This window comes from Pantoea sp. Lu_F5_004 (assembly GCF_051136245.1).
Taxonomy (GTDB): Bacteria; Pseudomonadota; Gammaproteobacteria; order Enterobacterales; family Enterobacteriaceae; genus Pantoea; species Pantoea agglomerans.
On the sequence record NZ_CP194946.1, the window covers coordinates 3268769 to 3290696 of the forward strand.

The 21928-nt window shown below is 54.6% G+C and carries 15 protein-coding genes, 1 tRNA gene, 2 rRNA genes and 1 pseudogene; 8 read left to right on the plus strand and 11 right to left on the minus strand.

The window, feature by feature from the left end:
- Positions 1-61: 61 nt before the first annotated feature.
- From ACR8BN_RS15325 to gmhB, 4 genes are all read right to left on the minus strand, one after another.
- A 23S ribosomal RNA gene (locus ACR8BN_RS15325) occupies positions 62-2970 on the minus strand.
- Positions 2971-3200: 230 nt separating this feature from the next.
- Positions 3201-3275: transfer RNA gene (locus tag ACR8BN_RS15330), tRNA-Glu, on the minus strand.
- A gap of 89 nt (positions 3276-3364) precedes the next feature.
- Positions 3365-4906: ribosomal RNA gene (locus ACR8BN_RS15335) — 16S ribosomal RNA — on the minus strand.
- Together the 16S and 23S rRNA genes with 1 tRNA gene alongside form the textbook arrangement of a ribosomal RNA operon.
- 405 nt (positions 4907-5311) lie before the next feature.
- A complete protein-coding gene (gmhB, locus tag ACR8BN_RS15340) occupies positions 5312-5872 on the minus strand; it encodes a D-glycero-beta-D-manno-heptose 1,7-bisphosphate 7-phosphatase (RefSeq protein WP_434747084.1) in 561 nt (186 codons plus the stop codon).
- Between the two features lie 189 nt (positions 5873-6061).
- On the opposite strand from gmhB, the gene metN reads away from it, so the two are divergent.
- The 6 genes from metN (at position 6062) to proS (ending at position 11625) form a co-directional block, all read left to right on the plus strand.
- Entirely contained in the window at positions 6062-7093 is a 1032-nt protein-coding gene (gene metN, locus ACR8BN_RS15345; protein WP_434747085.1) for a methionine ABC transporter ATP-binding protein MetN, read from the plus strand.
- A complete protein-coding gene (locus ACR8BN_RS15350; protein ID WP_031375299.1) occupies positions 7086-7739 on the plus strand; it encodes a methionine ABC transporter permease MetI in 654 nt (217 codons plus the stop codon). Before metN ends, ACR8BN_RS15350 begins: the two co-directional genes overlap by 8 nt.
- A gap of 34 nt (positions 7740-7773) precedes the next feature.
- Positions 7774-8589, plus strand: coding sequence for a MetQ/NlpA family lipoprotein (locus ACR8BN_RS15355; RefSeq protein ID WP_010254184.1), 816 nt, complete (start codon positions 7774-7776; stop codon positions 8587-8589).
- Between the two features lie 128 nt (positions 8590-8717).
- Positions 8718-9116, plus strand: coding sequence for an Rcs stress response system protein RcsF (gene rcsF / locus ACR8BN_RS15360; protein ID WP_010254182.1), 399 nt, complete (start codon positions 8718-8720; stop codon positions 9114-9116).
- The gene (gene tsaA / locus ACR8BN_RS15365) at positions 9113-9817 is read left to right on the plus strand and encodes a tRNA (N6-threonylcarbamoyladenosine(37)-N6)-methyltransferase TrmO (RefSeq protein ID WP_434747086.1); all 705 of its coding nucleotides are present in this window, start codon (positions 9113-9115) and stop codon (positions 9815-9817) included. The genes rcsF and tsaA overlap by 4 nt, the downstream gene beginning before the upstream one ends.
- 89 nt (positions 9818-9906) lie before the next feature.
- On the plus strand, positions 9907-11625 hold the full coding sequence (gene proS / locus ACR8BN_RS15370; protein ID WP_010671869.1) for a proline--tRNA ligase: 1719 nt from the start codon (positions 9907-9909) through the stop codon (positions 11623-11625).
- A gap of 264 nt (positions 11626-11889) precedes the next feature.
- On the opposite strand, the gene arfB is transcribed toward proS, so the two are convergent.
- Positions 11890-12300: an alternative ribosome rescue aminoacyl-tRNA hydrolase ArfB gene (gene arfB, locus ACR8BN_RS15375; protein ID WP_010254175.1), complete on the minus strand. Its 411-nt coding sequence runs from the start codon at positions 12298-12300 to the stop codon at positions 11890-11892.
- Between the two features lie 217 nt (positions 12301-12517).
- Between arfB and ACR8BN_RS15380 the strand changes: the two genes are divergently transcribed.
- Both ACR8BN_RS15380 and rof read left to right on the plus strand, forming a co-directional pair.
- Positions 12518-12718 (plus strand): YaeP family protein, encoded by a 201-nt coding sequence (locus tag ACR8BN_RS15380; protein ID WP_010254172.1) that lies wholly within the window; start codon positions 12518-12520, stop codon positions 12716-12718.
- On the plus strand, positions 12705-12965 hold the full coding sequence (gene rof / locus ACR8BN_RS15385; RefSeq protein WP_010254167.1) for a Rho-binding antiterminator: 261 nt from the start codon (positions 12705-12707) through the stop codon (positions 12963-12965). Before ACR8BN_RS15380 ends, rof begins: the two co-directional genes overlap by 14 nt.
- Before the next feature lie 40 nt (positions 12966-13005).
- Here the strand turns inward: rof and ACR8BN_RS15390 are convergent, their stop codons facing one another.
- The 6 genes and pseudogenes from ACR8BN_RS15390 to dnaE form a co-directional block, all read right to left on the minus strand.
- Positions 13006-13314 (minus strand): c-type cytochrome, encoded by a 309-nt coding sequence (locus ACR8BN_RS15390; protein WP_039391386.1) that lies wholly within the window; start codon positions 13312-13314, stop codon positions 13006-13008.
- Positions 13314-14632, minus strand: a pseudogene (gene tilS / locus ACR8BN_RS15395) (tRNA lysidine(34) synthetase TilS). The gene ACR8BN_RS15390 and the pseudogene tilS overlap by 1 nt, the downstream one beginning before the upstream one ends.
- Positions 14633-14684: 52 nt before the next feature.
- Positions 14685-15074 carry a VOC family protein gene (locus tag ACR8BN_RS15400; protein WP_010671867.1) on the minus strand — a complete coding sequence of 130 codons (390 nt, stop codon included), beginning with the start codon at positions 15072-15074 and terminating at the stop codon, positions 14685-14687.
- A gap of 64 nt (positions 15075-15138) precedes the next feature.
- On the minus strand, positions 15139-17289 hold the full coding sequence (locus tag ACR8BN_RS15405) for a lysine decarboxylase LdcC (RefSeq protein WP_434747087.1): 2151 nt from the start codon (positions 17287-17289) through the stop codon (positions 15139-15141).
- Positions 17290-17458: 169 nt separating this feature from the next.
- The gene (accA, locus tag ACR8BN_RS15410) at positions 17459-18415 is read right to left on the minus strand and encodes an acetyl-CoA carboxylase carboxyl transferase subunit alpha (protein WP_010254150.1); all 957 of its coding nucleotides are present in this window, start codon (positions 18413-18415) and stop codon (positions 17459-17461) included.
- A gap of 12 nt (positions 18416-18427) precedes the next feature.
- Positions 18428-21910 carry a DNA polymerase III subunit alpha gene (dnaE, locus tag ACR8BN_RS15415; protein WP_137229453.1) on the minus strand — a complete coding sequence of 1161 codons (3483 nt, stop codon included), beginning with the start codon at positions 21908-21910 and terminating at the stop codon, positions 18428-18430.
- Positions 21911-21928: the final 18 nt, after the last annotated feature.

Consider the following 21928-nt stretch of genomic DNA (forward strand, 5'->3'; position numbering starts at 1 on the left):
CCGCGCAGAATATCCGGTACAGGCTGAAAATTGTGTCTCTCAAAAACGCCTCTGGCGTTGTAAGGTTAAGCCTCACGGGTCATTAGTACCGGTTAGCTCAACGCATCGCTGCGCTTACACACCCGGCCTATCAACGTCGTAGTCTTCAACGTCCCTTCAGGACTCTCAAGGAGTCAGGGAGAACTCATCTCGGGGCAAGTTTCGTGCTTAGATGCTTTCAGCACTTATCTTTTCCGCACTTAGCTACCGGGCAATGCCATTGGCATGACAACCCGAACACCAGTGGTGCGTTCACTCCGGTCCTCTCGTACTAGGAGCAACCCCCCTCAATTCTCCAGCGCCCACGGCAGATAGGGACCGAACTGTCTCACGACGTTCTAAACCCAGCTCGCGTACCACTTTAAACGGCGAACAGCCGTACCCTTGGGACCTACTTCAGCCCCAGGATGTGATGAGCCGACATCGAGGTGCCAAACACCGCCGTCGATATGAACTCTTGGGCGGTATCAGCCTGTTATCCCCGGAGTACCTTTTATCCGTTGAGCGATGGCCCTTCCATTCAGAACCACCGGATCACTATGACCTGCTTTCGCACCTGCTCGAGCCGTCACTCTCGCAGTCAAGCCAGCTTATGCCATTGCACTAACCTCACGATGTCCGACCGTGATTAGCTGACCTTCGTGCTCCTCCGTTACTCTTTAGGAGGAGACCGCCCCAGTCAAACTACCCACCAGACACTGTCCGCAGCCCGGGTAACGGGCCTACGTTAGAACATCAAACATTAAAGGGTGGTATTTCAAGGTTGGCTCCACGCGAACTGGCGTCCGCGCTTCAAAGCCTCCCACCTATCCTACACATCAAGGCTCAATGTTCAGTGTCAAGCTGTAGTAAAGGTTCACGGGGTCTTTCCGTCTTGCCGCGGGTACACTGCATCTTCACAGCGAGTTCAATTTCACTGAGTCTCGGGTGGAGACAGCCTGGCCATCATTACGCCATTCGTGCAGGTCGGAACTTACCCGACAAGGAATTTCGCTACCTTAGGACCGTTATAGTTACGGCCGCCGTTTACCGGGGCTTCGATCAAGAGCTTCTCCTTGCGGATAACCCCATCAATTAACCTTCCGGCACCGGGCAGGCGTCACACCGTATACGTCCACTTTCGTGTTTGCACAGTGCTGTGTTTTTAATAAACAGTTGCAGCCAGCTGGTATCTTCGACTGGCTTCGGCTCGGGGAGCAAGTCCCTCCACCTACGCGCCAGCGTGCCTTCTCCCGAAGTTACGGCACCATTTTGCCTAGTTCCTTCACCCGAGTTCTCTCAAGCGCCTTGGTATTCTCTACCTGACCACCTGTGTCGGTTTGGGGTACGATTCTGTGTTACCTGATGCTTAGAGGCTTTTCCTGGAAGCTGGGCATTTATCACTTCAGCACCGTAGTGCCTCGTCGTCACGCCTCAGCGTTAACAAGCGTCCGGATTTACCTGGACGCTCCGCCTACACGCTTAAACCGGGACAACCGTCGCCCGGCTGATATAGCCTTCTCCGTCCCCCCTTCGCAGTAACACCGAGTACAGGAATATTAACCTGTTTCCCATCGACTACGCCTTTCGGCCTCGCCTTAGGGGTCGACTCACCCTGCTCCGATTAACGTTGAACAGGAACCCTTGGTCTTCCGGCGAGCGGGCTTTTCACCCGCTTTATCGTTACTTATGTCAGCATTCGCACTTCTGATACCTCCAGCATGCCTCACAGCACACCTTCGACGGCTTACAGAACGCTCCCCTACCCAACAACGCATAAGCGTCGCTGCCGCAGCTTCGGTGCATGGTTTAGCCCCGTTACATCTTCCGCGCAGGCCGACTCGACCAGTGAGCTATTACGCTTTCTTTAAATGGTGGCTGCTTCTAAGCCAACATCCTGGCTGTCTGTGCCTTCCCACATCGTTTCCCACTTAACCATGACTTTGGGACCTTAGCTGGCGGTCTGGGTTGTTTCCCTCTTCACGACGGACGTTAGCACCCGCCGTGTGTCTCCCGTGATAACATTCTTCGGTATTCGCAGTTTGCATCGGGTTGGTAAGCCGGGATGGCCCCCTAGCCGAAACAGTGCTCTACCCCCGAAGATGAGTTCACGAGGCGCTACCTAAATAGCTTTCGGGGAGAACCAGCTATCTCCCGGTTTGATTGGCCTTTCACCCCCAGCCACAGGTCATCCGCTAATTTTTCAACATTAGTCGGTTCGGTCCTCCAGTTAGTGTTACCCAACCTTCAACCTGCCCATGGCTAGATCACCGGGTTTCGGGTCTATACCCTGCAACTTAACGCCCAGTTAAGACTCGGTTTCCCTGCGGCTCCCCTATACGGTTAACCTTGCTACAGAATATAAGTCGCTGACCCATTATACAAAAGGTACGCAGTCACCCCCATAAAGAGGGCTCCCACTGCTTGTACGTACACGGTTTCAGGTTCTGTTTCACTCCCCTCGCCGGGGTTCTTTTCGCCTTTCCCTCACGGTACTGGTTCACTATCGGTCAGTCAGGAGTATTTAGCCTTGGAGGATGGTCCCCCCATATTCAGACAGGATACCACGTGTCCCGCCTTACTCATCGAGCTCACAGCATGTGTGTTTTTGTGTACGGGAGTATCACCCTGTACCCTGCGACTTTCCAGACGCTTCCACTAACACACAAGCTGATTCAGGCTCTGGGCTGCTCCCCGTTCGCTCGCCGCTACTGGGGGAATCTCGGTTGATTTCTTTTCCTCGGGGTACTTAGATGTTTCAGTTCCCCCGGTTCGCCTTGCAGCACTATGTATTCATGCTGCAATGATGCACAGAGTGCACCGGGTTTCCCCATTCGGACATCGACGGCTGTAGCGGTTCATATCACCTTACCGTCGCTTTACGCAGATTAGCACGTCCTTCATCGCCTCTGACTGCCTGGGCATCCACCGTGTACGCTTAGTCGCTTAACCTCACAACCCACAGGCGTTTTACAACGCTGCGAATTGCAAGCATTTGAGAGACTCGAACGCATCGCTGAGTCATTCCTTATTACGGAGGAATGACGCGCTGCGTCGTTTCAATTTTCAGCTTGTTCCGGATTGTTAAAGAGCAAATATCTCAAACGCGGCCCGGCTGCTTACGCAACCAAATCGGTTTTGAGATACTGTATGGAGACACCTTTCACCTGTCACCAAGCAGGTGGCGTCCCCTAGGGGATTCGAACCCCTGTTGCCGCCGTGAAAGGGCGGAGTCCTAACCGCTAGACGAAGGGGACACAAATGTGTCACGACTTCGCAGCCGTCCTGCTCATTACTTTTTTATCAGACAATCTGTGTGGACACTGCGCGGGAAGGTATCTTCAGGTAAGGAGGTGATCCAACCGCAGGTTCCCCTACGGTTACCTTGTTACGACTTCACCCCAGTCATGAATCACAAAGTGGTAAGCGCCCTCCCGAAGGTTAAGCTACCTACTTCTTTTGCAACCCACTCCCATGGTGTGACGGGCGGTGTGTACAAGGCCCGGGAACGTATTCACCGTGGCATTCTGATCCACGATTACTAGCGATTCCGACTTCACGGAGTCGAGTTGCAGACTCCGATCCGGACTACGACGCACTTTGTGAGGTCCGCTTGCTCTCGCGAGGTCGCTTCTCTTTGTATGCGCCATTGTAGCACGTGTGTAGCCCTACTCGTAAGGGCCATGATGACTTGACGTCATCCCCACCTTCCTCCGGTTTATCACCGGCAGTCTCCTTTGAGTTCCCGACCGAATCGCTGGCAACAAAGGATAAGGGTTGCGCTCGTTGCGGGACTTAACCCAACATTTCACAACACGAGCTGACGACAGCCATGCAGCACCTGTCTCACGGTTCCCGAAGGCACTAAGGCATCTCTGCCAAATTCCGTGGATGTCAAGAGTAGGTAAGGTTCTTCGCGTTGCATCGAATTAAACCACATGCTCCACCGCTTGTGCGGGCCCCCGTCAATTCATTTGAGTTTTAACCTTGCGGCCGTACTCCCCAGGCGGTCGACTTAACGCGTTAGCTCCGGAAGCCACTCCTCAAGGGAACAACCTCCAAGTCGACATCGTTTACGGCGTGGACTACCAGGGTATCTAATCCTGTTTGCTCCCCACGCTTTCGCACCTGAGCGTCAGTCTTTGTCCAGGGGGCCGCCTTCGCCACCGGTATTCCTCCAGATCTCTACGCATTTCACCGCTACACCTGGAATTCTACCCCCCTCTACAAGACTCAAGCCTGCCAGTTTCAAATGCAGTTCCCAGGTTAAGCCCGGGGATTTCACATCTGACTTAACAGACCGCCTGCGTGCGCTTTACGCCCAGTAATTCCGATTAACGCTTGCACCCTCCGTATTACCGCGGCTGCTGGCACGGAGTTAGCCGGTGCTTCTTCTGCGGGTAACGTCAATCGACAGGGTTATTAACCCCGTCGCCTTCCTCCCCGCTGAAAGTACTTTACAACCCGAAGGCCTTCTTCATACACGCGGCATGGCTGCATCAGGCTTGCGCCCATTGTGCAATATTCCCCACTGCTGCCTCCCGTAGGAGTCTGGACCGTGTCTCAGTTCCAGTGTGGCTGGTCATCCTCTCAGACCAGCTAGGGATCGTCGCCTAGGTGGGCCATTACCCCGCCTACTAGCTAATCCCATCTGGGTTCATCCGATAGTGAGAGGCCCGAAGGTCCCCCTCTTTGGTCTTGCGACGTTATGCGGTATTAGCCACCGTTTCCAGTGGTTATCCCCCTCTATCGGGCAGATCCCCAGACATTACTCACCCGTCCGCCACTCGTCACCCAAGGAGCAAGCTCCTCTGTGCTACCGTCCGACTTGCATGTGTTAGGCCTGCCGCCAGCGTTCAATCTGAGCCATGATCAAACTCTTCAATTTAAGTTTGATTTGCTTAAACAAGTTAAGCGGTGCTCATCTGTAAAACGTCATAATGAATTTCATTATGTGTTCACTCGTGAGGCTTGATATTTTTTACGTCCGGAGACGCTGATATCAATCCTGCGAGTGCCCACACAGATTGTCTGATAAATTGTTAAAGAGCAGTGCAAACAGTGCGTTAGCGTCCTGTCGCGAGGTGGCGTATATTACGCTTTCCTCCTGCAGAGTCAACCTCTATTTCAGAAGTTTTTCTCCGGCGGCTCAGTCTCCTGTGCCTCCTGACCCGTTTTCCGTTTCCGGTTTGCCGTGTCAGTGGAGGCGCATTATAGGGAACGGCTCAGATAGCGCAAGTGCAAATTGAGACTTTTTTTCTGTTCGTCTGAAATTTGCACAAAAGCGCCGTTTTTACCCCTTTTTAATGCGCACCGGGAGCTCTGCCAGACTATTAATCACCCAATCTGCTGCTGCTTCACCTTCAGCGGTGACCGGTTTGCCGCTGCGCACCAGTACTTTCATGCCGACACCGGCAGCCTGCCCTGCCAGCATATCTTCCAGCTTGTCACCCACCATATAAGAAGCGGCCATATCAATATTCAGTTCTTCCTGTGCCGTCAGCAGCATACCCGGCTGAGGCTTACGGCAGTCACAGGCCTGACGGAACTCTGCTACTGTTGCTTCAGGATGGTGAGGACAGAAATAGATGCCATCCAGATCAACATCACGATCGGCCAGCGACCAGTCCATCCATTCTGTCAGCCGCATAAAGGTATCTTCAGTAAACATACCGCGCGCGATGCCAGACTGATTGGTCACGACCACCAGCGCAAAACCCATTGCCTTTAGTTGTTGCAGCGCTTCAATCGTGCCGTCAATAAACTGGAAGTCATCGATCTCATGGACATAGCCATTGTCGACATTAAGGGTGCCATCACGATCAAGAAAAATAGCGGGGACTTTATTCGCCACGTAGAAACTCCTGCTGTAAAAATTGCCGATCAGTATCGCATGATTGCTATAAAAGGGAGAATGTCAGATTGAATCACTTCCATTGATTTAGACGTCTGGATGCCTTAACATCCATCCAGCTTTTATACCGAATAAAAGCGACGAGGCTTCCCACACCACGGACAACGCAACACGATAATAAATAACATAATGATTAAACTAGAAAATATCACTAAGGTGTTTCAGCAAGGCACGCGGTCTATCCCGGCGTTAACGGATGTCAGCCTGCACGTGCCTGCCGGACAGATTTATGGCGTTATCGGCGCTTCCGGTGCCGGTAAAAGTACGTTGATTCGTTGCGTTAACCTGCTGGAGCGCCCTACTTCGGGCCGCGTACTGGTAGACGGCGCTGATTTAACCGCACTCAACGAACGTCAGTTAACCCAGGCGCGCCGCCAGATCGGAATGATCTTCCAGCACTTTAATCTGATGAACTCCCGTACCGTCGCGGGCAACGTTTCTCTTCCACTGGAACTCGGTAATCTCTCCCGCGCTCAGATCAATGCTCGCGTAACTGAGCTGCTGGAACTGGTGGGATTATCAGACAAGCATGATGCGTGGCCCGCGAATCTGTCGGGCGGACAGAAGCAGCGTGTCGCGATTGCCCGCGCCCTGGCCAGCAATCCCAAGGTTCTGTTGTGTGATGAAGCTACCAGTGCACTGGATCCCGCGACGACCCGCTCTATTCTGGAATTGCTTAAAGACATTAACCGCCGGCTTGGGCTGACGATTCTGCTGATCACCCATGAAATGGATGTAGTAAAACGCATCTGCGATCAGGTTGCGGTCATCAGTCACGGTGAGCTGATTGAGAAAGATAGCGTCAGTGAGGTCTTCTCTCATCCTAAGACACCTCTGGCGCAGCAGTTTATTCAGTCTACGCTGCATCTGGATATTCCGGATGATTACCAGCAGCGTCTTTCTGCCACCGTCGCTGAAGGCACCGTGCCCCTGCTGCGACTGGAATTCACCGGTAAATCAGTTGATGCGCCGCTGCTGTCTGAAGCCGCGCGCCGTTACAACGTGAATAACAACATTATCAGTGCCCAGATGGATTACGCCGGTGGCGTGAAGTTCGGCATTATGCTGGCCGAAATGCACGGCACAGAAAGCGATACCCGCGAGGCGATTGCCTGGCTGAAGGAGAATCATGTGAAAGTAGAGGTGTTAGGTTATGTCTGAAGCGATGATGTGGTTGCTGGGACGGGGCGTGTGGGAAACGCTGATGATGACCTTCGTCTCTGGATTTTTCGGTTTTGTGCTGGGTCTGCCGGTCGGCGTTTTACTCTATGTCACCCGTCCGGGCCAGATTCTGCAGAATCAGGGACTTTATCGCGTGCTCTCCGCGCTGGTGAATATCTTCCGCTCCATTCCTTTTATTATCTTACTGGTCTGGATGATTCCTTTTACTCGCGTAATCGTCGGCACCTCAATCGGACTGCAGGCGGCCATCGTGCCGTTGACCGTCGGCGCGGCGCCGTTTATCGCGCGTATGGTTGAAAATGCCTTGCTGGAACTGCCAACCGGACTGATTGAAGCGTCACGTGCCATGGGCGCTACGCCAATGCAGATCATCCGTAAGGTTCTGCTGCCGGAAGCGATGCCTGGCCTGGTGAATGCTGCGACCATCACCCTGATTACCCTGGTTGGTTACTCCGCCATGGGTGGCGCGGTGGGTGCCGGTGGTCTGGGCCAGATCGGTTATCAGTATGGTTATATCGGATATAACGCCACTGTGATGAATACGGTATTGGTGTTGTTAGTGGTTTTGGTGTATCTCATTCAATTCTGTGGCGACCGCATCGTGCGTGCGGTGTCCCATAAATAAGCCAGCAATATCACATTATTAAGAAGGAAAGGATATGTCTTTCAGATTCAAGAAAATTGCCGCTGTGGGTGCACTGATTGGCGCGATTGCGCTGGCAGGATGCGATCAAAAAGAGAAAGACCCTAACCACATCAAAGTGGGCGTGATTGTCGGTGCTGAGCAGCAGGTTGCTGAAGCAGCGCAGAAAGTTGCCAAAGAGAAATATGGTCTGGACGTTGAGCTGGTCACCTTTAACGATTACGTACTGCCGAATGAAGCGCTGAGCAAAGGCGACATCGACGTCAACGCCTTCCAGCACAAACCGTATCTGGATCAGCAGATCAAAGATCGTGGCTACAAGCTGGTTTCAGTGGGTAACTCCTTCGTCTACCCGATCGCGGGCTATTCGAAAAAGATCAAGTCACTGGATGAGCTGCAGGATGGCGCTCAGGTTGCTATTCCAAACGACCCGACCAACCTGGGCCGTACGCTGCTGCTGCTGCAGAAAGTAGGTCTGATCAAACTGAAAGATGGCGTGGGCCTGCTGCCAACCTCACTGGATATCACTGAAAACCCTAAGCATCTGAAAATTGTTGAGCTGGAAGCGCCGCAGCTGCCTCGCTCACTGGACGATCAGCAGATCGCGCTGGCGGTTATCAACACCACTTACGCCAGCCAGATTGGCCTGACACCAGCCAAAGATGGCATTTTCGTCGAAGATAAAGATTCACCTTACGTGAACCTGATTGTCGCGCGCGAAGATAATAAAGATGCGGAAAACGTGAAGAAATTCGTCAAGGCTTACCAGTCTGACGAAGTCTACGATGCCGCTAACAAAGTCTTTAACGGCGGCGCGGTTAAAGGCTGGTAACTCAGCTGTTCATCTCCTTAAGGGCGGCGCTATGCCGCCCTTTCTGTTATTGGGTGCCCTGCCCGACTTGTTATTTATTCTTGTCCTTGTTTCAATAACGCCACTTTTTGAAACCTGAGGATGTTGCCATGCGTTTTTTACCGCTCTGCTTGTTAGCATTGATGCTGACAGGGTGTGTTCATGAGTATCACCCGATAAGCAGCGCACCGTCCCGGCCGCAGCAATCCAGTGAACCCACCCGCAAGCCTGTGTCACGACCGGCACCGGTTAAGCTCTATACCGATGCCGCCGATCTGGTCAGCAAGCCGTTCCGCGATCTGGGTGAAGTCTCCGCTGAAGATTGCCAGATGAGTAATCAGAACTCCCCAGCCAACATCGCTACTGCACGTAAACGCCTGCAGATCAAAGCGTCACAGATGAAAGCCAATGCGGTGCTGCTGCATCAGTGTGAAATCGTCACCGGCACGCCAGGCTGCTATCGTCAGGCGGTGTGTCAGGGTTCGGCACTGAAAGTCAGCAATCAATGAGTGAATTCGCCTTTGCGCAAATTGGGGTAATCCGCTCACCGTGGAAGGAGAAGTTTGCCGTGCCGCGCCAGCCAGGGCTGGTGCAGGATGGCGGCGGCGAACTGCACCTGCAGCCACCTTACAATCAGCCGGAAGCGGTGCGTGGACTGGAAGCGTTCAGCCACCTCTGGTTGCTGTTTGTCTTCCATCAGACGATGGAAGGCGGCTGGCGTCCCACGGTTCGCCCTCCCCGACTGGGCGGCAATGCGCGCATGGGTGTATTTGCGACACGTTCAACGTTTCGTCCCAATCCCATTGGCATGTCGCTGGTTGAGCTAAGAGGTATCAGGATTGAAAAACAGCAGGTGATCCTGCAGCTTGGCAGTCTGGATCTGGTCGATGGCACCCCGGTGGTGGATATCAAACCTTATCTGCCCTTTGCCGAAGCATTGCCGCATGCCCAGGCGGGTTTTGCTCAGGCGGCACCTGCGGCTGATATGCCGGTTCGCTTCTCCGCGCTGGCACAACAGCAGCTTCACCAGCAGTCGCGCTACCCCAATCTGGCTCGCTTTATCAGTGAAGTGCTGGCACAGGATCCCCGTCCCGCTTACCGTCAGGGCGAAACGCAGGCGCGGGAATATGCGGCCTGGCTGATGGATTTTAATGTACGCTGGCGCATTGACGATGCCGGTACTGAAGTGATCGCCATCGACCCACGTTAAAACCCGCTTTTGAGCCGGTGATCTCACTGGTACACTAGCCGCCAGCAAAATTCTGTCTGTGACTTTCCGATCAACTGGAACCGTAATCAATGCGTACTACTCAATATCTGCTCTCTACTCAGAAAGAGACGCCTTCCGACGCTGAAGTGATCAGCCACCAGCTGATGCTGCGCGCCGGTATGATCCGCAAACTGGCTTCTGGCTTGTACACCTGGTTACCGACCGGGGTTCGCGTGCTGAAAAAAGTCGAAAACATCGTGCGCGAAGAGATGAACAACGCGGGCGCGGTTGAGATTTTAATGCCGGTTGTGCAGCCCGCCGACCTGTGGCAGGAGAGCGGTCGCTGGGAGGAGTATGGCCCGGAACTGTTACGTATTGCAGATCGCCACGAGCGTCCGTTCGTGCTGGGTCCGACGCATGAAGAGGTGGTCACTGACCTGATCCGCAATGAGCTGAGCTCTTATAAGCAACTGCCGCTCAACCTCTATCAGATCCAGACCAAATTCCGTGATGAAGTCCGTCCGCGCTTTGGCGTGATGCGTTCACGTGAATTCATCATGAAAGATGCTTACTCGTTCCACGTTTCGCAGGAGTCGCTGCAGGAAACGTATGACGCGATGTACCGCGCCTATAGCCAGATCTTCAGCCGTATGGGCCTGGATTTCCGCGCCGTGCAGGCCGACACCGGCTCGATTGGCGGCAGCGCATCCCATGAGTTCCAGGTTCTGGCGCAGAGCGGTGAAGATGATGTGATCTTCTCTACCGATTCTGATTACGCGGCCAATATTGAGCTGGCCGAAGCCGTCGCACCCGCCGGTGAGCGCGCAGCGCCGTCGCAGGAGATGCAACTGGTCGAGACGCCAGACGCAAAAACCATCGCGGAGCTGGTTGAGCAATTCAGCGTGCCTGTTGAAAAAACAGTGAAAACACTGATTGTTAAAGGTGCCGAAGAGAGCGGCCACGCGCTGGTTGCCCTGCTGGTACGCGGCGATCATCAGCTTAATGAGATCAAAGCGGAGAAGTCAGAGATCGTTGCGTCACCGCTGGTGTTCGCGACCGAAGAAGAGATTCGCGCCGCAGTAGGTGCCGGACCGGGTTCAATCGGCCCGGTTGGTCTGCAGATGCCTGTTATTGCTGACCGTACCGTGGCGAAGATGAGCGACTTCAGCGCCGGTGCCAACGTCGATGGTAAGCACTACTTCGGCATTAACTGGGAGCGCGATCTGCCGCTGGCCAGCGTTGCGGATATCCGTAACGTGGTCGAAGGCGATTTAAGCCCGGATGGTAAAGGCACGCTGCAGATTAAGCGCGGCATCGAAGTCGGTCATATTTTCCAGCTCGGCACCAAGTATTCTGACGCGCTGAAAGCGTCGGTTCAGGGCGAAGATGGCCGCAATCAGGTGATGAGCATGGGCTGCTACGGCATCGGCATCACCCGCGTTGTTGCAGCAGCCATTGAGCAGAACCATGACGATCGCGGCATCATCTGGCCCGCCGCACTGGCACCTTTCGAAGTTGCGATTCTGCCAATGAATATGCAGAAATCGTTCCGGGTTAAAGAGCTGGCGGAAGAGCTGTATGCCACCCTCCGTGCCAAAGGCGTTGAGGTTATTCTGGATGACCGTAAAGAGCGTCCGGGCGTGATGTTCGCTGATATGGAACTGATTGGTGTGCCACACACCATCGTCATTGGCGACCGCAATCTCGATAATCAGGAGATTGAGTACAAATCACGTCGTGCCGGTGAGAAGCAGATGATTAAGCAGGATGAAATTGTTGAATTCCTGCTGAAGGCTCTGAATAAGTAAGCGTTGAAGGAACGCTCAGATGCCTCGCTTGTGGGCCGCCTGACTGCTGAAGAGTTTGCCCGATTGCTGTGAGACCGTACCTGCTCAGGAAACACGGTCAGATCGGAAAGTCGCAACAGCCGTCATCCATGACATGCTCGGCCCGCGCCGTCCTGGCGCGGGACGCTTTCCTCTTCTGTCCATGTTCCCTTCACTCTGAGCTTATTCGCTGCTGCCAGTGGTCTGGTTGATCAGCACTCAAACGCCCCGCCTGCGGGGCGTTTTTTATTGCACCTTGCCGCGCATCGATTTAGTTGAACTGCGGCGGGCTTTTCCTTCCAGACGGCGCTCTTTTGAGGCGCGGGTCGGCCGCGTGGCGCGCCGGGCTTTTTCCACGGTACTCAGCTCCTGGATCAGATTAACCAGACGTTGCAGCGCCGCTTCACGATTCATCTCCTGACTGCGATACTCCTGCGCCTTGATCACTACAACGCCATCACCGGTAATCAAATGATGAGTGGCGGTGAGCAGCCGCTCTTTATAAAATGCGGGCAGTGAAGAGGCAGCAATATCGAAGCGCAGATGAATGGCGGTGCTGGCTTTATTGACATGTTGTCCGCCTGCGCCCTGAGCACGAATCGCCGTCAGCTCAATCTCACTCTCCGGAATCTCAACCGAACGGGATAGCATAATCATAAGCTCGCTCCCCACACCTTAACCACGTTGACCTCCGATAACCTGTTCATCAAATTAACCTTTTGTGCTCTGATTTATTCCGCCTAAGACAGCGGAATCTGTCACTTTAGCAGTGATTCGCACACTGTTCCTGCTTTACGCAGGCTGATTTCCTCTAAATGGCTATGATATAGTCGCCAGTTAACCAGAGTATTTACGCTCTGCCGAGGAGGGCCACGTGCAAAATTATTGTGAGTTAGTTCGCCGGAAGTATGCCGAAATCGGCAGCGGGGATTTAGGTTACATACCGGATGCGATTGGCTGCGCATTGAAGGCACTTAATGATGTTGCCGCAAATACTGAGCTAAACTCTTCTGTCAGGGAACAGGCGGCCTACGCCGCTGCTAACTTATTGGTGAGCGACTATGTTGATAAATGAAGCGTACCAACCTATCAATTGCGATGATTACGATAATCTGGAACTCGCCTGCCAGAACAACTGGATGCTGTCGCTGGAAATGAAAGATGGCGAGCAGCTTAAGGCAAAAGCCAAAGAGATCTTTTCACGTAAGAACGTTGAATATCTGGCTATCGATCTTTCCGGTGAACATCGCGAATTACGTCTCGACCATATCGCCAGCTTCACCCATCCCGAGTTGGGTACGGTGGTTGTCAGCGCAGAGTAACCTACGCATTCAGGGCGGGACCTTTCCGCCCTGTTAAACTTCAGGGCTGTAACGAACCGTAGTACGCCGCTAAATCCGCCATATCGCTGTCACTCAATCCCGCCACAAACGCCTTCATGACTTCAGCCTGACCGCCACTGCGTTCGCCCTTTTTATAGGCCTGCAGGGCATGTTCCAGATAAGGTGCGTGCTGCCCGGCCAGGTCAGGATAGAGCGGCACCGCCGCTTTTCCCGCTGCGCCATGACAGGCCATGCAACTGCCCGCTTTCTGTGCGCCGCGTTGCGCATCACCCGCTGCCCATGCCGGTAACACGGTGACCGCTAAACAGGCGATAAGCCACTGTTTCATTATTGTTGTTCTCCTGCGCCGGATACCCCGTCCCAGACTATCTGGCAGCCCTGCTGATCAGTGGCCGCGCCATCACGAGTGATAAAGAGAGTCGGAACGCAGACCAGCGTCTGGTTATAAAAAATTAACGGCAGCCGTTCACGCTGCCACGGCGGTATCTGTAACTCCTGCCACAGTTTTTTCATTTCCCTTCCGCCACGACGGCCCACCAGATGGACATAACCCTGTGCGTGAAACCGCACGCTGACCTGCTCATCCGGCTCAGGATAGCGCAACAGGCTCTCTGACTGGCTGGCACGCAGCGTGCCAAGGTTCTGCGGTAACGCCAGCGGCTGGCAGAGATCGGGCCATGCCAGCACGGTATCGCGCAGCGAACTGAACAACGGCAGCCAGTAGAGCTGCTGACGATAACGACGGAGTTCAGCCTGACCGAATCGCAGCCGGGGCTGCGCATCCTCCCGGCTCGCCATCACTTCGTCGTGGATGCGTTTCAGCGCTTCACGGGACGGCATCGCCCCCCCTGTCCGGCGATCCAGCGCCGCAATAAGGCATTAGCACGCAGCTCACTCATGGCCATTAAGGGTGGAAAGTGCAGGCTGCCATCAGGCTGGATAAGCTGTGCCAGTTGTCCGGCGAGCAGTTCATCCAGCAACTGCTCCTGCTCACTGCACAACGCCGCACTTCGGGCCGTTGCCTCGGCAAAATAGGGCCAGCGCTGGTAAAGCTCAGGCAGCAGCCGCTGACGCAGAAAGTTGCGGTCGTAGCGAAGATCCTGATTGCTCTCATCTTCAATCCATACCAGCTGATGCGCGTCGGCATAGGCTTCAAGCGACTGTCGCGTCTGATTCAGCAACGGACGCACCAGCTGATGAGAGCCCAGCGTGCGTGTAGCGGGCATCGCTGCCAGCCCGGCGGGGCCACTGCCGCGCTTCAGTGCCAGCAGGAATGTTTCGCACTGATCGTCGAGGTGCTGCGCAGTGAGTAACACTTCGCCCGGCTGCAGTGCCGCACTCAGCGCCTGATAACGGGCGGTGCGGGCGGCCGCTTCAATGCCGTTTTCTCTGCCATCAACGTTAACGCGGAGCACTTCACAGGGCAGCTGCCACTGCGCGCAAATCGTCTGGCAATGTGTTGCCCAGCGATCGGCATTCGGGCTAAGCCCATGGTGAACATGCAGTGCCCGCAGGCGCAACTGAGGATGCTGCTGCTGCCAGCCGCGAAGCTGATGCAGCAGCACGGTTGAATCCAGTCCACCGCTGAATGCGACCACCAGGGCGGCATCAGGTTGCAACAGGGTGTCAAAAGCGGGCAAAAACATGGCAGAATCCAGAAAGTCGGGCCACTGAATGTCGCCCGCTGAGCACGCTATTTTACGCCTGATAAAGCTCCAGCGGCAAACCATCCGGATCGGCAAAGAAAGTGCATTGTTTACCGGTCAGGTCATCAATGCGAATCGGCTCGCAGATAACGCCTTTATCGGCCAGCGTCGCGACGGCAGCGGCAACATCCGGCACGGTAAAGGCCAGATGACGCAGGCCACACGCTTCAGGATGACTGACCCGCGCCGGCGGCTCAGGGAAAGAGAACAGCTCAATGGTATAGCGATCCTGTAGGGCAAGGTCGCCTTTCCAGGAATCCCGCGCTTCGCGGTAATATTCGCCCATCAGACGGAAACCCAGTACGTCACAATAGAATGCTTTGCTGCGCTGATAGTCAGAGGCGATGATGGCGATGTGGTGAATAGCGGTTAACTGCAACATGTTCAATTCCCTGATTCGGGCAGGCTGTCCACAGACACCCTGCCGCTGATAGTTGTTTAAAGGTTTAGGCGAGGTCGTTTTTCAGCACGCGGACGCGATACTCGCCCTCTTCGGTCAGGCTGGCGCCGTGAATATCCGTTTCGAAGCCCGGATAATGCCGTCCAATGCTGCACAGCATCAGCAGAAAATCGAGCACCGCGCGGCTCTTCTCAGTAATCATCTCGCCAGGCATCACCAGTGGAACGCCTGGCGGATAAGGCAGAATCATATTGGCCGACACCCGCCCGACCAGCTCGCTGAGATCCACCGTTTCGATGTTGCCCTTCACCTGCTGCTGAAACGCCTGGTGCGGCGTCATCTTTATTTCGGGCAGGACATCAAATGCCTGCAGCATCAGACGCGGCAGATCGTGATGGCGGATCAGCTGATGGATCCCCTGCGCCAGTGTCTGAATGCGCATATTGCGATAGAAGTCAGGATCTTCGGCATAGAGATCCGGCAGCATGTTTTTCACCCGCAGATTGAGATCGTAGGCGCGTTTGAACTCGGTCAGCCCGCGCAGCACGCTCATCGCTTTGGTTTTGTCGATGCCGATGCTGAACAGGAACAGCAGGTTATAGGGACCGGTTTTCTCCACCACGATGCCGCGCTCATCCAGAAACTTCGCCACCAGCGCCGCCGGGATCCCCTCTTCCGCCATCTTCCCCAGTTCGCTCATACCCGGCGTCAGAATGGTGACCTTGATCGGATCGAGGTACATGTGATCGCGATCGGCCTGAGTAAATCCGTGCCACTCTTCGTCGCCGGGCTGAATCGCCCAGCATTGCGCTTCGTCAACCTCTTCCGGCTGCCAGATATCAAAGAACCAGCTGTCAGACTCTTCGCGCAGGCGCTGGATCTCCCGGCGGAAGTGCAGCGCGCGCTCCACCGAGCGATTGATCAGTCGTTTACCGGGATTGCCACGCAGCATGGCAGCAGCAGTTTCAATAGAGGAGACGATGGCGTAATTGGGCGAGGTGGTGGTGTGCATCATGTAGGCTTCGTTAAACGTCTGTTCGTCGTAGTCGCCCTTAATGTGAATCATTGATGCCTGCGAAAACGCCGCCAGCAGTTTGTGGGTCGATTGCGTCTCATACACCACTTTTCCCGGGATGCGGTCGCCACTCATGCCACTTTTACCGGCGTAGATCGGATGGAAATTAGTGTAAGGCACCCAGGCTGAATCGAAATGAATCGACGGTACATCCAGAGTCTCTTTGATGTACTGGGTATTGTAGAGCAGCCCATCATAGGTGGAGTTGGTGATCACCGCATGAACCGGCCACGTGGCACGGTCGGTGGCAGCCACCTTGAGCGAAATGCTCTCGCGGGTGAACTCCTGCTTCGGGATACCGCCGAGAATACCCAACGCATTGCGGGTCGGCTTCAGCCAGATGGGGATAAGATCGCTCATCATCAGCAGATGGGTCAGTGACTTGTGGCAGTTGCGATCGATCAGCACGGTACTGCCCGCCGGTGCGGCATACATGCCGACAATTTTGTTCGACGTTGAGGTACCGTTGGTCACCATGTAACTCTGCTCGGCGCCAAAAGTGCGTGCGATGTACTCCTCCGCTTCAAGGTGCGGACCGGTGTGATCAAGCAGCGAACCCAGTTCGGTAACGGAAATTGAGATGTCCGATTTCAGGGTATTGGCCCCGAAGAAATCGTAGAACAGGCAGCCCACCGGGCTCTTCTGAAACGCGGTGCCCGCCATATGGCCCGGCGTGCAGAAGGTGTACTTGCCCTCTTTCACATAGGTGAACAGCGCTTTAGTCAGTGGTGGCGTAATGTGGTCGAGATAGTCATCAGTATATTGCCGGATGTGCAGCGCGATATCGTCGGCGGCATTCAGCGCGTACTCAAAAAAGTGCAGCGGCATGCGCATCTCATTGACGCTGATGTCCATCTGCGAGTGGGTATTGATAAAGGCGTACAGCGGCAGGTATTCGTTGAGCTGATTAATCTCACCGCAGAGTTCCGGACTGTTGTGCGCGTCCCAGTCGAAGATGACGCCGCTGATACGCGGATTATGCTCGATCAGTTTCAGCAGATCGTCACTGTTTTTCGGGTAAAGCAGCCTGAAGCCTTGCAGATTTAACGCCGCGTCGAGTTCGCGTAACGGTTCATCTTTATAAAACACGCCGTGCGCGCCCATGATCGCCAGAATATTCAATGCCCATCTCCCTGATTATTGTGGAACCGGACAAGCATAACCGCTAACCCGCGGAAGGTGTAGCGAGGCGGCTATCGGATGGCGCTGAAAGAGAGGGGAATAGCGTGCGGAGATAAATCGGCGGCATAAAAAAAGCGGACCGGAGTCCGCTTTTATGGATGGGGCTAAATCAGGCGTAGCCGTAGCTCATCAGGCGCTGATAACGACGATCCAGCAGCTCTTCAGTGCTAAATCCATCGAGATCGGCCAGATCGGCCAGCAGCTGCTGCTTCAGTGACTGCGCCATATCAACCGGACGGCGATGCGCGCCACCCAGTGGCTCAGGGATCACGGAGTCAATCAGCTTCAGCTCTTTCAGACGGTGAGCGGTAATGCCCATCGCTTCAGCGGCCAGCGGCGCTTTGTCAGCGCTTTTCCACAGAATGGATGCACAGCCTTCCGGCGAGATCACTGAATAGGTGCTGTACTGCAGCATATTCACTTTGTCGCCCACGCCAATCGCCAGCGCACCACCTGAACCGCCCTCACCGATGACCGTACAGATCACCGGCACTTTCAGGCCAGACATTTCACGCAGGTTGCGGGCAATCGCTTCAGACTGCCCACGCTCTTCCGCGCCCACACCCGGATAGGCACCCGGTGTGTCGATGAAGGTGATGATTGGCATTTTGAAACGCTCAGCCATCTCCATCAGGCGCAGCGCTTTGCGATAGCCTTCCGGTGCTGGCATGCCGAAGTTACGGCGAATTTTCTCTTTGGTTTCACGGCCTTTCTGGTGCCCGATGATCATCACCGGACGTCCATCAAGACGTGCAATCCCGCCCACAATCGCTTTGTCATCGGCATAAGCACGGTCGCCCGCCAGCTCATCGAAATCGTCGAAGGCGTTGCGCACATAGTCAAAGGTATAAGGACGCAAAGGATGACGCGCCAGCTGAGCGATTTGCCATGCGCCCAAATCGGCGAAGATTTTACGGGTCAGCTCAACGCTTTTCTCACGCAGACGCTGAACTTCTTCATCCAGATTAACGTGTTTATCATCCTGACGACCAATTGAGGTCAGCGAATCGATCTTCGCCTCCAGTTCTGCAATTGGCTGTTCAAAATCCAGGTAATTAAGACTCATAATGTTCCTGTTCTAGTCAAACTCCAGTTCCACCTGCTCCGATCCAATCAACGAGCGCAGATCGTTAAGTAAACGATCGCTGGGCGAAATTCGCCACGCTGCACCAAAGCGCAGCTTCGCTCGCGCGTCGGCTCTCTGATAGTAGAGATGCACCGGAATAGTCCCTGATCGATGAGGTTCCAGAGACTGACGGAGTCGGTTTAATAGCTGGTCATCAATTTGCCTGTCCGTCAGCGAGATAGCAAGTCCGCGCGCGTATTTTTCGCGAGCTTCGTCGATGTCCATGACTTCACGAGCGGTCATTTTAAGGCCACCACTGAAGTCATCAAAGCTGACCTGTCCGCTGACGATCAGAATTCGGTCTTTCTCCAGCAACTGCTGGTATTTATCTAACGCATCGGTAAATAACATCACCTCAAGACGACCGGAGCGATCGTCCAGAGTACAGATACCAATTCGGTTGCCGCGTTTGGTGACCATTACCCGTGCCGCGATCACCAGACCGGCCGCCACGGTAATTTTACCCCGATCGGTAGGATGCATATCTTTCAGCCGCACCCCGCCAACGTAACGCTCAATTTCTTTCAGGTACTGATTAATCGGGTGGCCGGTAAGGTAAAGCCCCAGCGTTTCCCGTTCGCCATCCAGCTGCACCTGCTCAGGCCACGGCGTGACGCTGGCATACGATTTCTCAACCTGTTCCGGCTCTTCCGCCAGTACGCCAAACATATCAGCCTGGCCAATCGCTTCCGCTTTCGCGTGCTGATCGGCCGCTTTTAACGCGTCACTGAGTGAACTCATCAGCGCAGCACGATGCGGTCCAAGGCGATCAAAGGCCCCGGACATGATCAATTTTTCCATTACCCGACGGTTGATCTTTTTGGTGTCGGTACGGGCGCAGAGATCAAACAACTCGCGGAAATAACCGCCTTCGTTACGGGCGTCGATGATCGCTTCGATCGGGCCTTCACCGACACCTTTGATCGCGCCGATACCGTAAACGATCTCGCCCGCGTCATTAACATGGAACTGATAGAGACCGGAGTTGATATCAGGCGGCAGGACTTTAAGTCCCATCCGCCAGCACTCATCGACCAGGCCAACCACTTTCTCGGTGTTATCCATATCGGCGGTCATAACCGCAGCCATAAACTCAGCCGGATAGTGCGCCTTCAGCCACAGCGTCTGGTAGGAGACGAGTGCGTAGGCCGCAGAGTGTGACTTGTTAAAGCCATAACCTGCAAATTTTTCTACCAGATCGAAGATCTTCATCGACAGTTCCCCGTCGATACCCATGCTTTCGGCACCGTCGCGGAATACAGAACGCTGTTTGGCCATCTCCTCGGGTTTCTTTTTACCCATGGCGCGACGCAGCATATCTGCACCGCCCAGCGTGTAACCGGAAAGAACCTGGGCGATCTGCATCACCTGTTCCTGATAGAGAATGATGCCGTAGGTCGGTTCCAGCACCGGTTTCAGGCTTTCGTGCTGCCACTGAATGTCGGGATAGGAGATCGCTTCACGGCCATGCTTACGGTCAATGAAGTTATCCACCATGCCGGACTGCAGTGGGCCAGGACGGAACAGCGCCACCAGTGCGATCATATCTTCGAAGCAGTCAGGCTTCAGACGCTTAATCAGATCTTTCATGCCGCGCGATTCAAGCTGGAACACCGCGGTGGTTTCCGAGCGCTGCAGCATATCGAAGCTTTTCTTATCATCCAGCGGGATAGAGGCGATATCGATCGGCTCCAGCCCCTGCTTTTCCCGGCGCGGGTTGATCATCTTCAGCGCCCAGTCGATGATGGTCAGCGTACGCAGACCCAGGAAGTCGAACTTCACCAGGCCGGCATATTCCACATCATTTTTATCGAACTGAGTTACCGGGAACTGCCCATGCTCATCGCAATAGAGCGGCGCAAAATCGGTGATCTTCGTTGGCGCAATGACCACGCCGCCCGCATGTTTACCGGCGTTACGCGTGACCCCTTCCAGCTTGCGCGCCATGTCGATCAGCGCTTTAACCTCTTCGTCCGCGTCATACATGGCGGGAAGCTGCGGTTCAGCAATAAAGGCTTTTTCCAGCGTCATGCCGGGATCGGGCGGGATCAGTTTTGAAATGCGGTCAACGAAGCCGTAAGGATGTCCCAGCACGCGGCCCACATCGCGAATGACCGCTTTCGCCGCCATGGTGCCGAAGGTAATAATCTGGGAAACCGCTTCACGTCCGTACATATCTGCAACGTGTTCGATCACCTGATCGCGCTTCTCCATGCAGAAGTCGACGTCGAAGTCGGGCATTGAGACACGTTCCGGGTTCAGGAAGCGTTCAAACAGCAGGTCAAATTCCAGCGGATCGATATCGGTGATTTTCAGCGCATAGGCCACCAGCGAACCGGCACCGGAGCCACGACCCGGCCCGACCGGCACGCCGTTGTCCTTGGACCACTGGATGAACTCCATTACGATCAGGAAGTAGCCGGGGAAGCCCATCTGGTTAATAACGGTGAGTTCAATCTCCAGACGCTCATCATATTCCGGACGTTTTTCCAGACGTTCGGCTTCGTCCGGGAACAGAAACTCGAGACGCTCTTCCAGACCCTCACGGGATTTCACCACCAGATAATCTTCGGTGGTCATGTCACCCGTCGGGAACTGCGGCAGGAAGTACTCGCCCAGCCGGACCGTGACGTTACAACGCTTAGCAATCTCTACGCTGTTTTCCAGCGCTTCCGGGATGTCCGAGAAGAGCTCGCACATCTCCTCTTCGCTGCGCATATATTGCTGAGGACTGTAGTTGCGTGGACGCTTGGGATCATCCAGCGTATAGCCGTCGTGAATGGCGACGCGAATTTCGTGCGCATCGAAATCTTCTGCATTAATAAAGCAGACTTCATTGGTGGCAACCACCGGTATTCCCTCTGCAATCGCCAGTTCAACTGCCGCATGCAGATAGCTCTCTTCGTCCTGACGGCCGGTACGAATCAGCTCCAGGTAGTAGCGATCGGGGAAATGTTGCTGATAAAACGACAGGCATTGCGAAACCAGGGCATTGTTGCCGCGCAACAGGCTGCGACCCACATCGCCGCGCCGTCCGCCCGACAGCAGGATTAATCCTTCCTGCAATTCAATCAGCCAGTCGCGATCGATAATTGGTCCGTCCACGCCATAACCACGCTGATAGGCGCGGGAGATCAGCAGCGTCAGGTTCTGGTATCCGGTATTACTGGACGCCAGCACGGTAAGCTGTGTCAGTTCATCCCCCATCAGCTCACTGGCAACGTTGAAATCAGCACCAATGACCGGCTTTATCCCTGCGCTGTGTGCGCCACCGTAGAATTTCACCAGACCACAGAGGTTAGTAAAGTCGGTAATCGCGATAGCCGGCATGCCAAGGGCTGCCGCCTTCTTGATCAGCGGCCCGGTTTTCGCCAGGCCATCAACCATCGAATAGTCACTGTGGACACGCAGATGTATAAAACGGGGTTCAGCCATATCAGTTTCCGGTTAAAA

Bases quoted from the DNA above. Each gene is read 5' to 3' on its own strand.
- ACR8BN_RS15355 (WP_010254184.1), top strand. From the start codon at position 7,774: ATGTCTTTCAGATTCAAGAAAATTGCCGCTGTGGGTGCACTGATTGGC.
- ACR8BN_RS15350 (WP_031375299.1), top strand. From the start codon at position 7,086: ATGTCTGAAGCGATGATGTGGTTGCTGGGACGGGGCGTGTGGGAAACG.
- metN (WP_434747085.1), top strand. From the start codon at position 6,062: ATGATTAAACTAGAAAATATCACTAAGGTGTTTCAGCAAGGCACGCGG.
- accA (WP_010254150.1), bottom strand. From the start codon at position 18,415: ATGAGTCTTAATTACCTGGATTTTGAACAGCCAATTGCAGAACTGGAG.
- arfB (WP_010254175.1), bottom strand. From the start codon at position 12,300: ATGATTATGCTATCCCGTTCGGTTGAGATTCCGGAGAGTGAGATTGAG.
- ACR8BN_RS15400 (WP_010671867.1), bottom strand. From the start codon at position 15,074: ATGTTGCAGTTAACCGCTATTCACCACATCGCCATCATCGCCTCTGAC.
- rcsF (WP_010254182.1), top strand. From the start codon at position 8,718: ATGCGTTTTTTACCGCTCTGCTTGTTAGCATTGATGCTGACAGGGTGT.
- dnaE (WP_137229453.1), bottom strand. From the start codon at position 21,910: ATGGCTGAACCCCGTTTTATACATCTGCGTGTCCACAGTGACTATTCG.
- proS (WP_010671869.1), top strand. From the start codon at position 9,907: ATGCGTACTACTCAATATCTGCTCTCTACTCAGAAAGAGACGCCTTCC.
- rof (WP_010254167.1), top strand. From the start codon at position 12,705: ATGTTGATAAATGAAGCGTACCAACCTATCAATTGCGATGATTACGAT.
- tsaA (WP_434747086.1), top strand. From the start codon at position 9,113: ATGAGTGAATTCGCCTTTGCGCAAATTGGGGTAATCCGCTCACCGTGG.
- ACR8BN_RS15390 (WP_039391386.1), bottom strand. From the start codon at position 13,314: ATGAAACAGTGGCTTATCGCCTGTTTAGCGGTCACCGTGTTACCGGCA.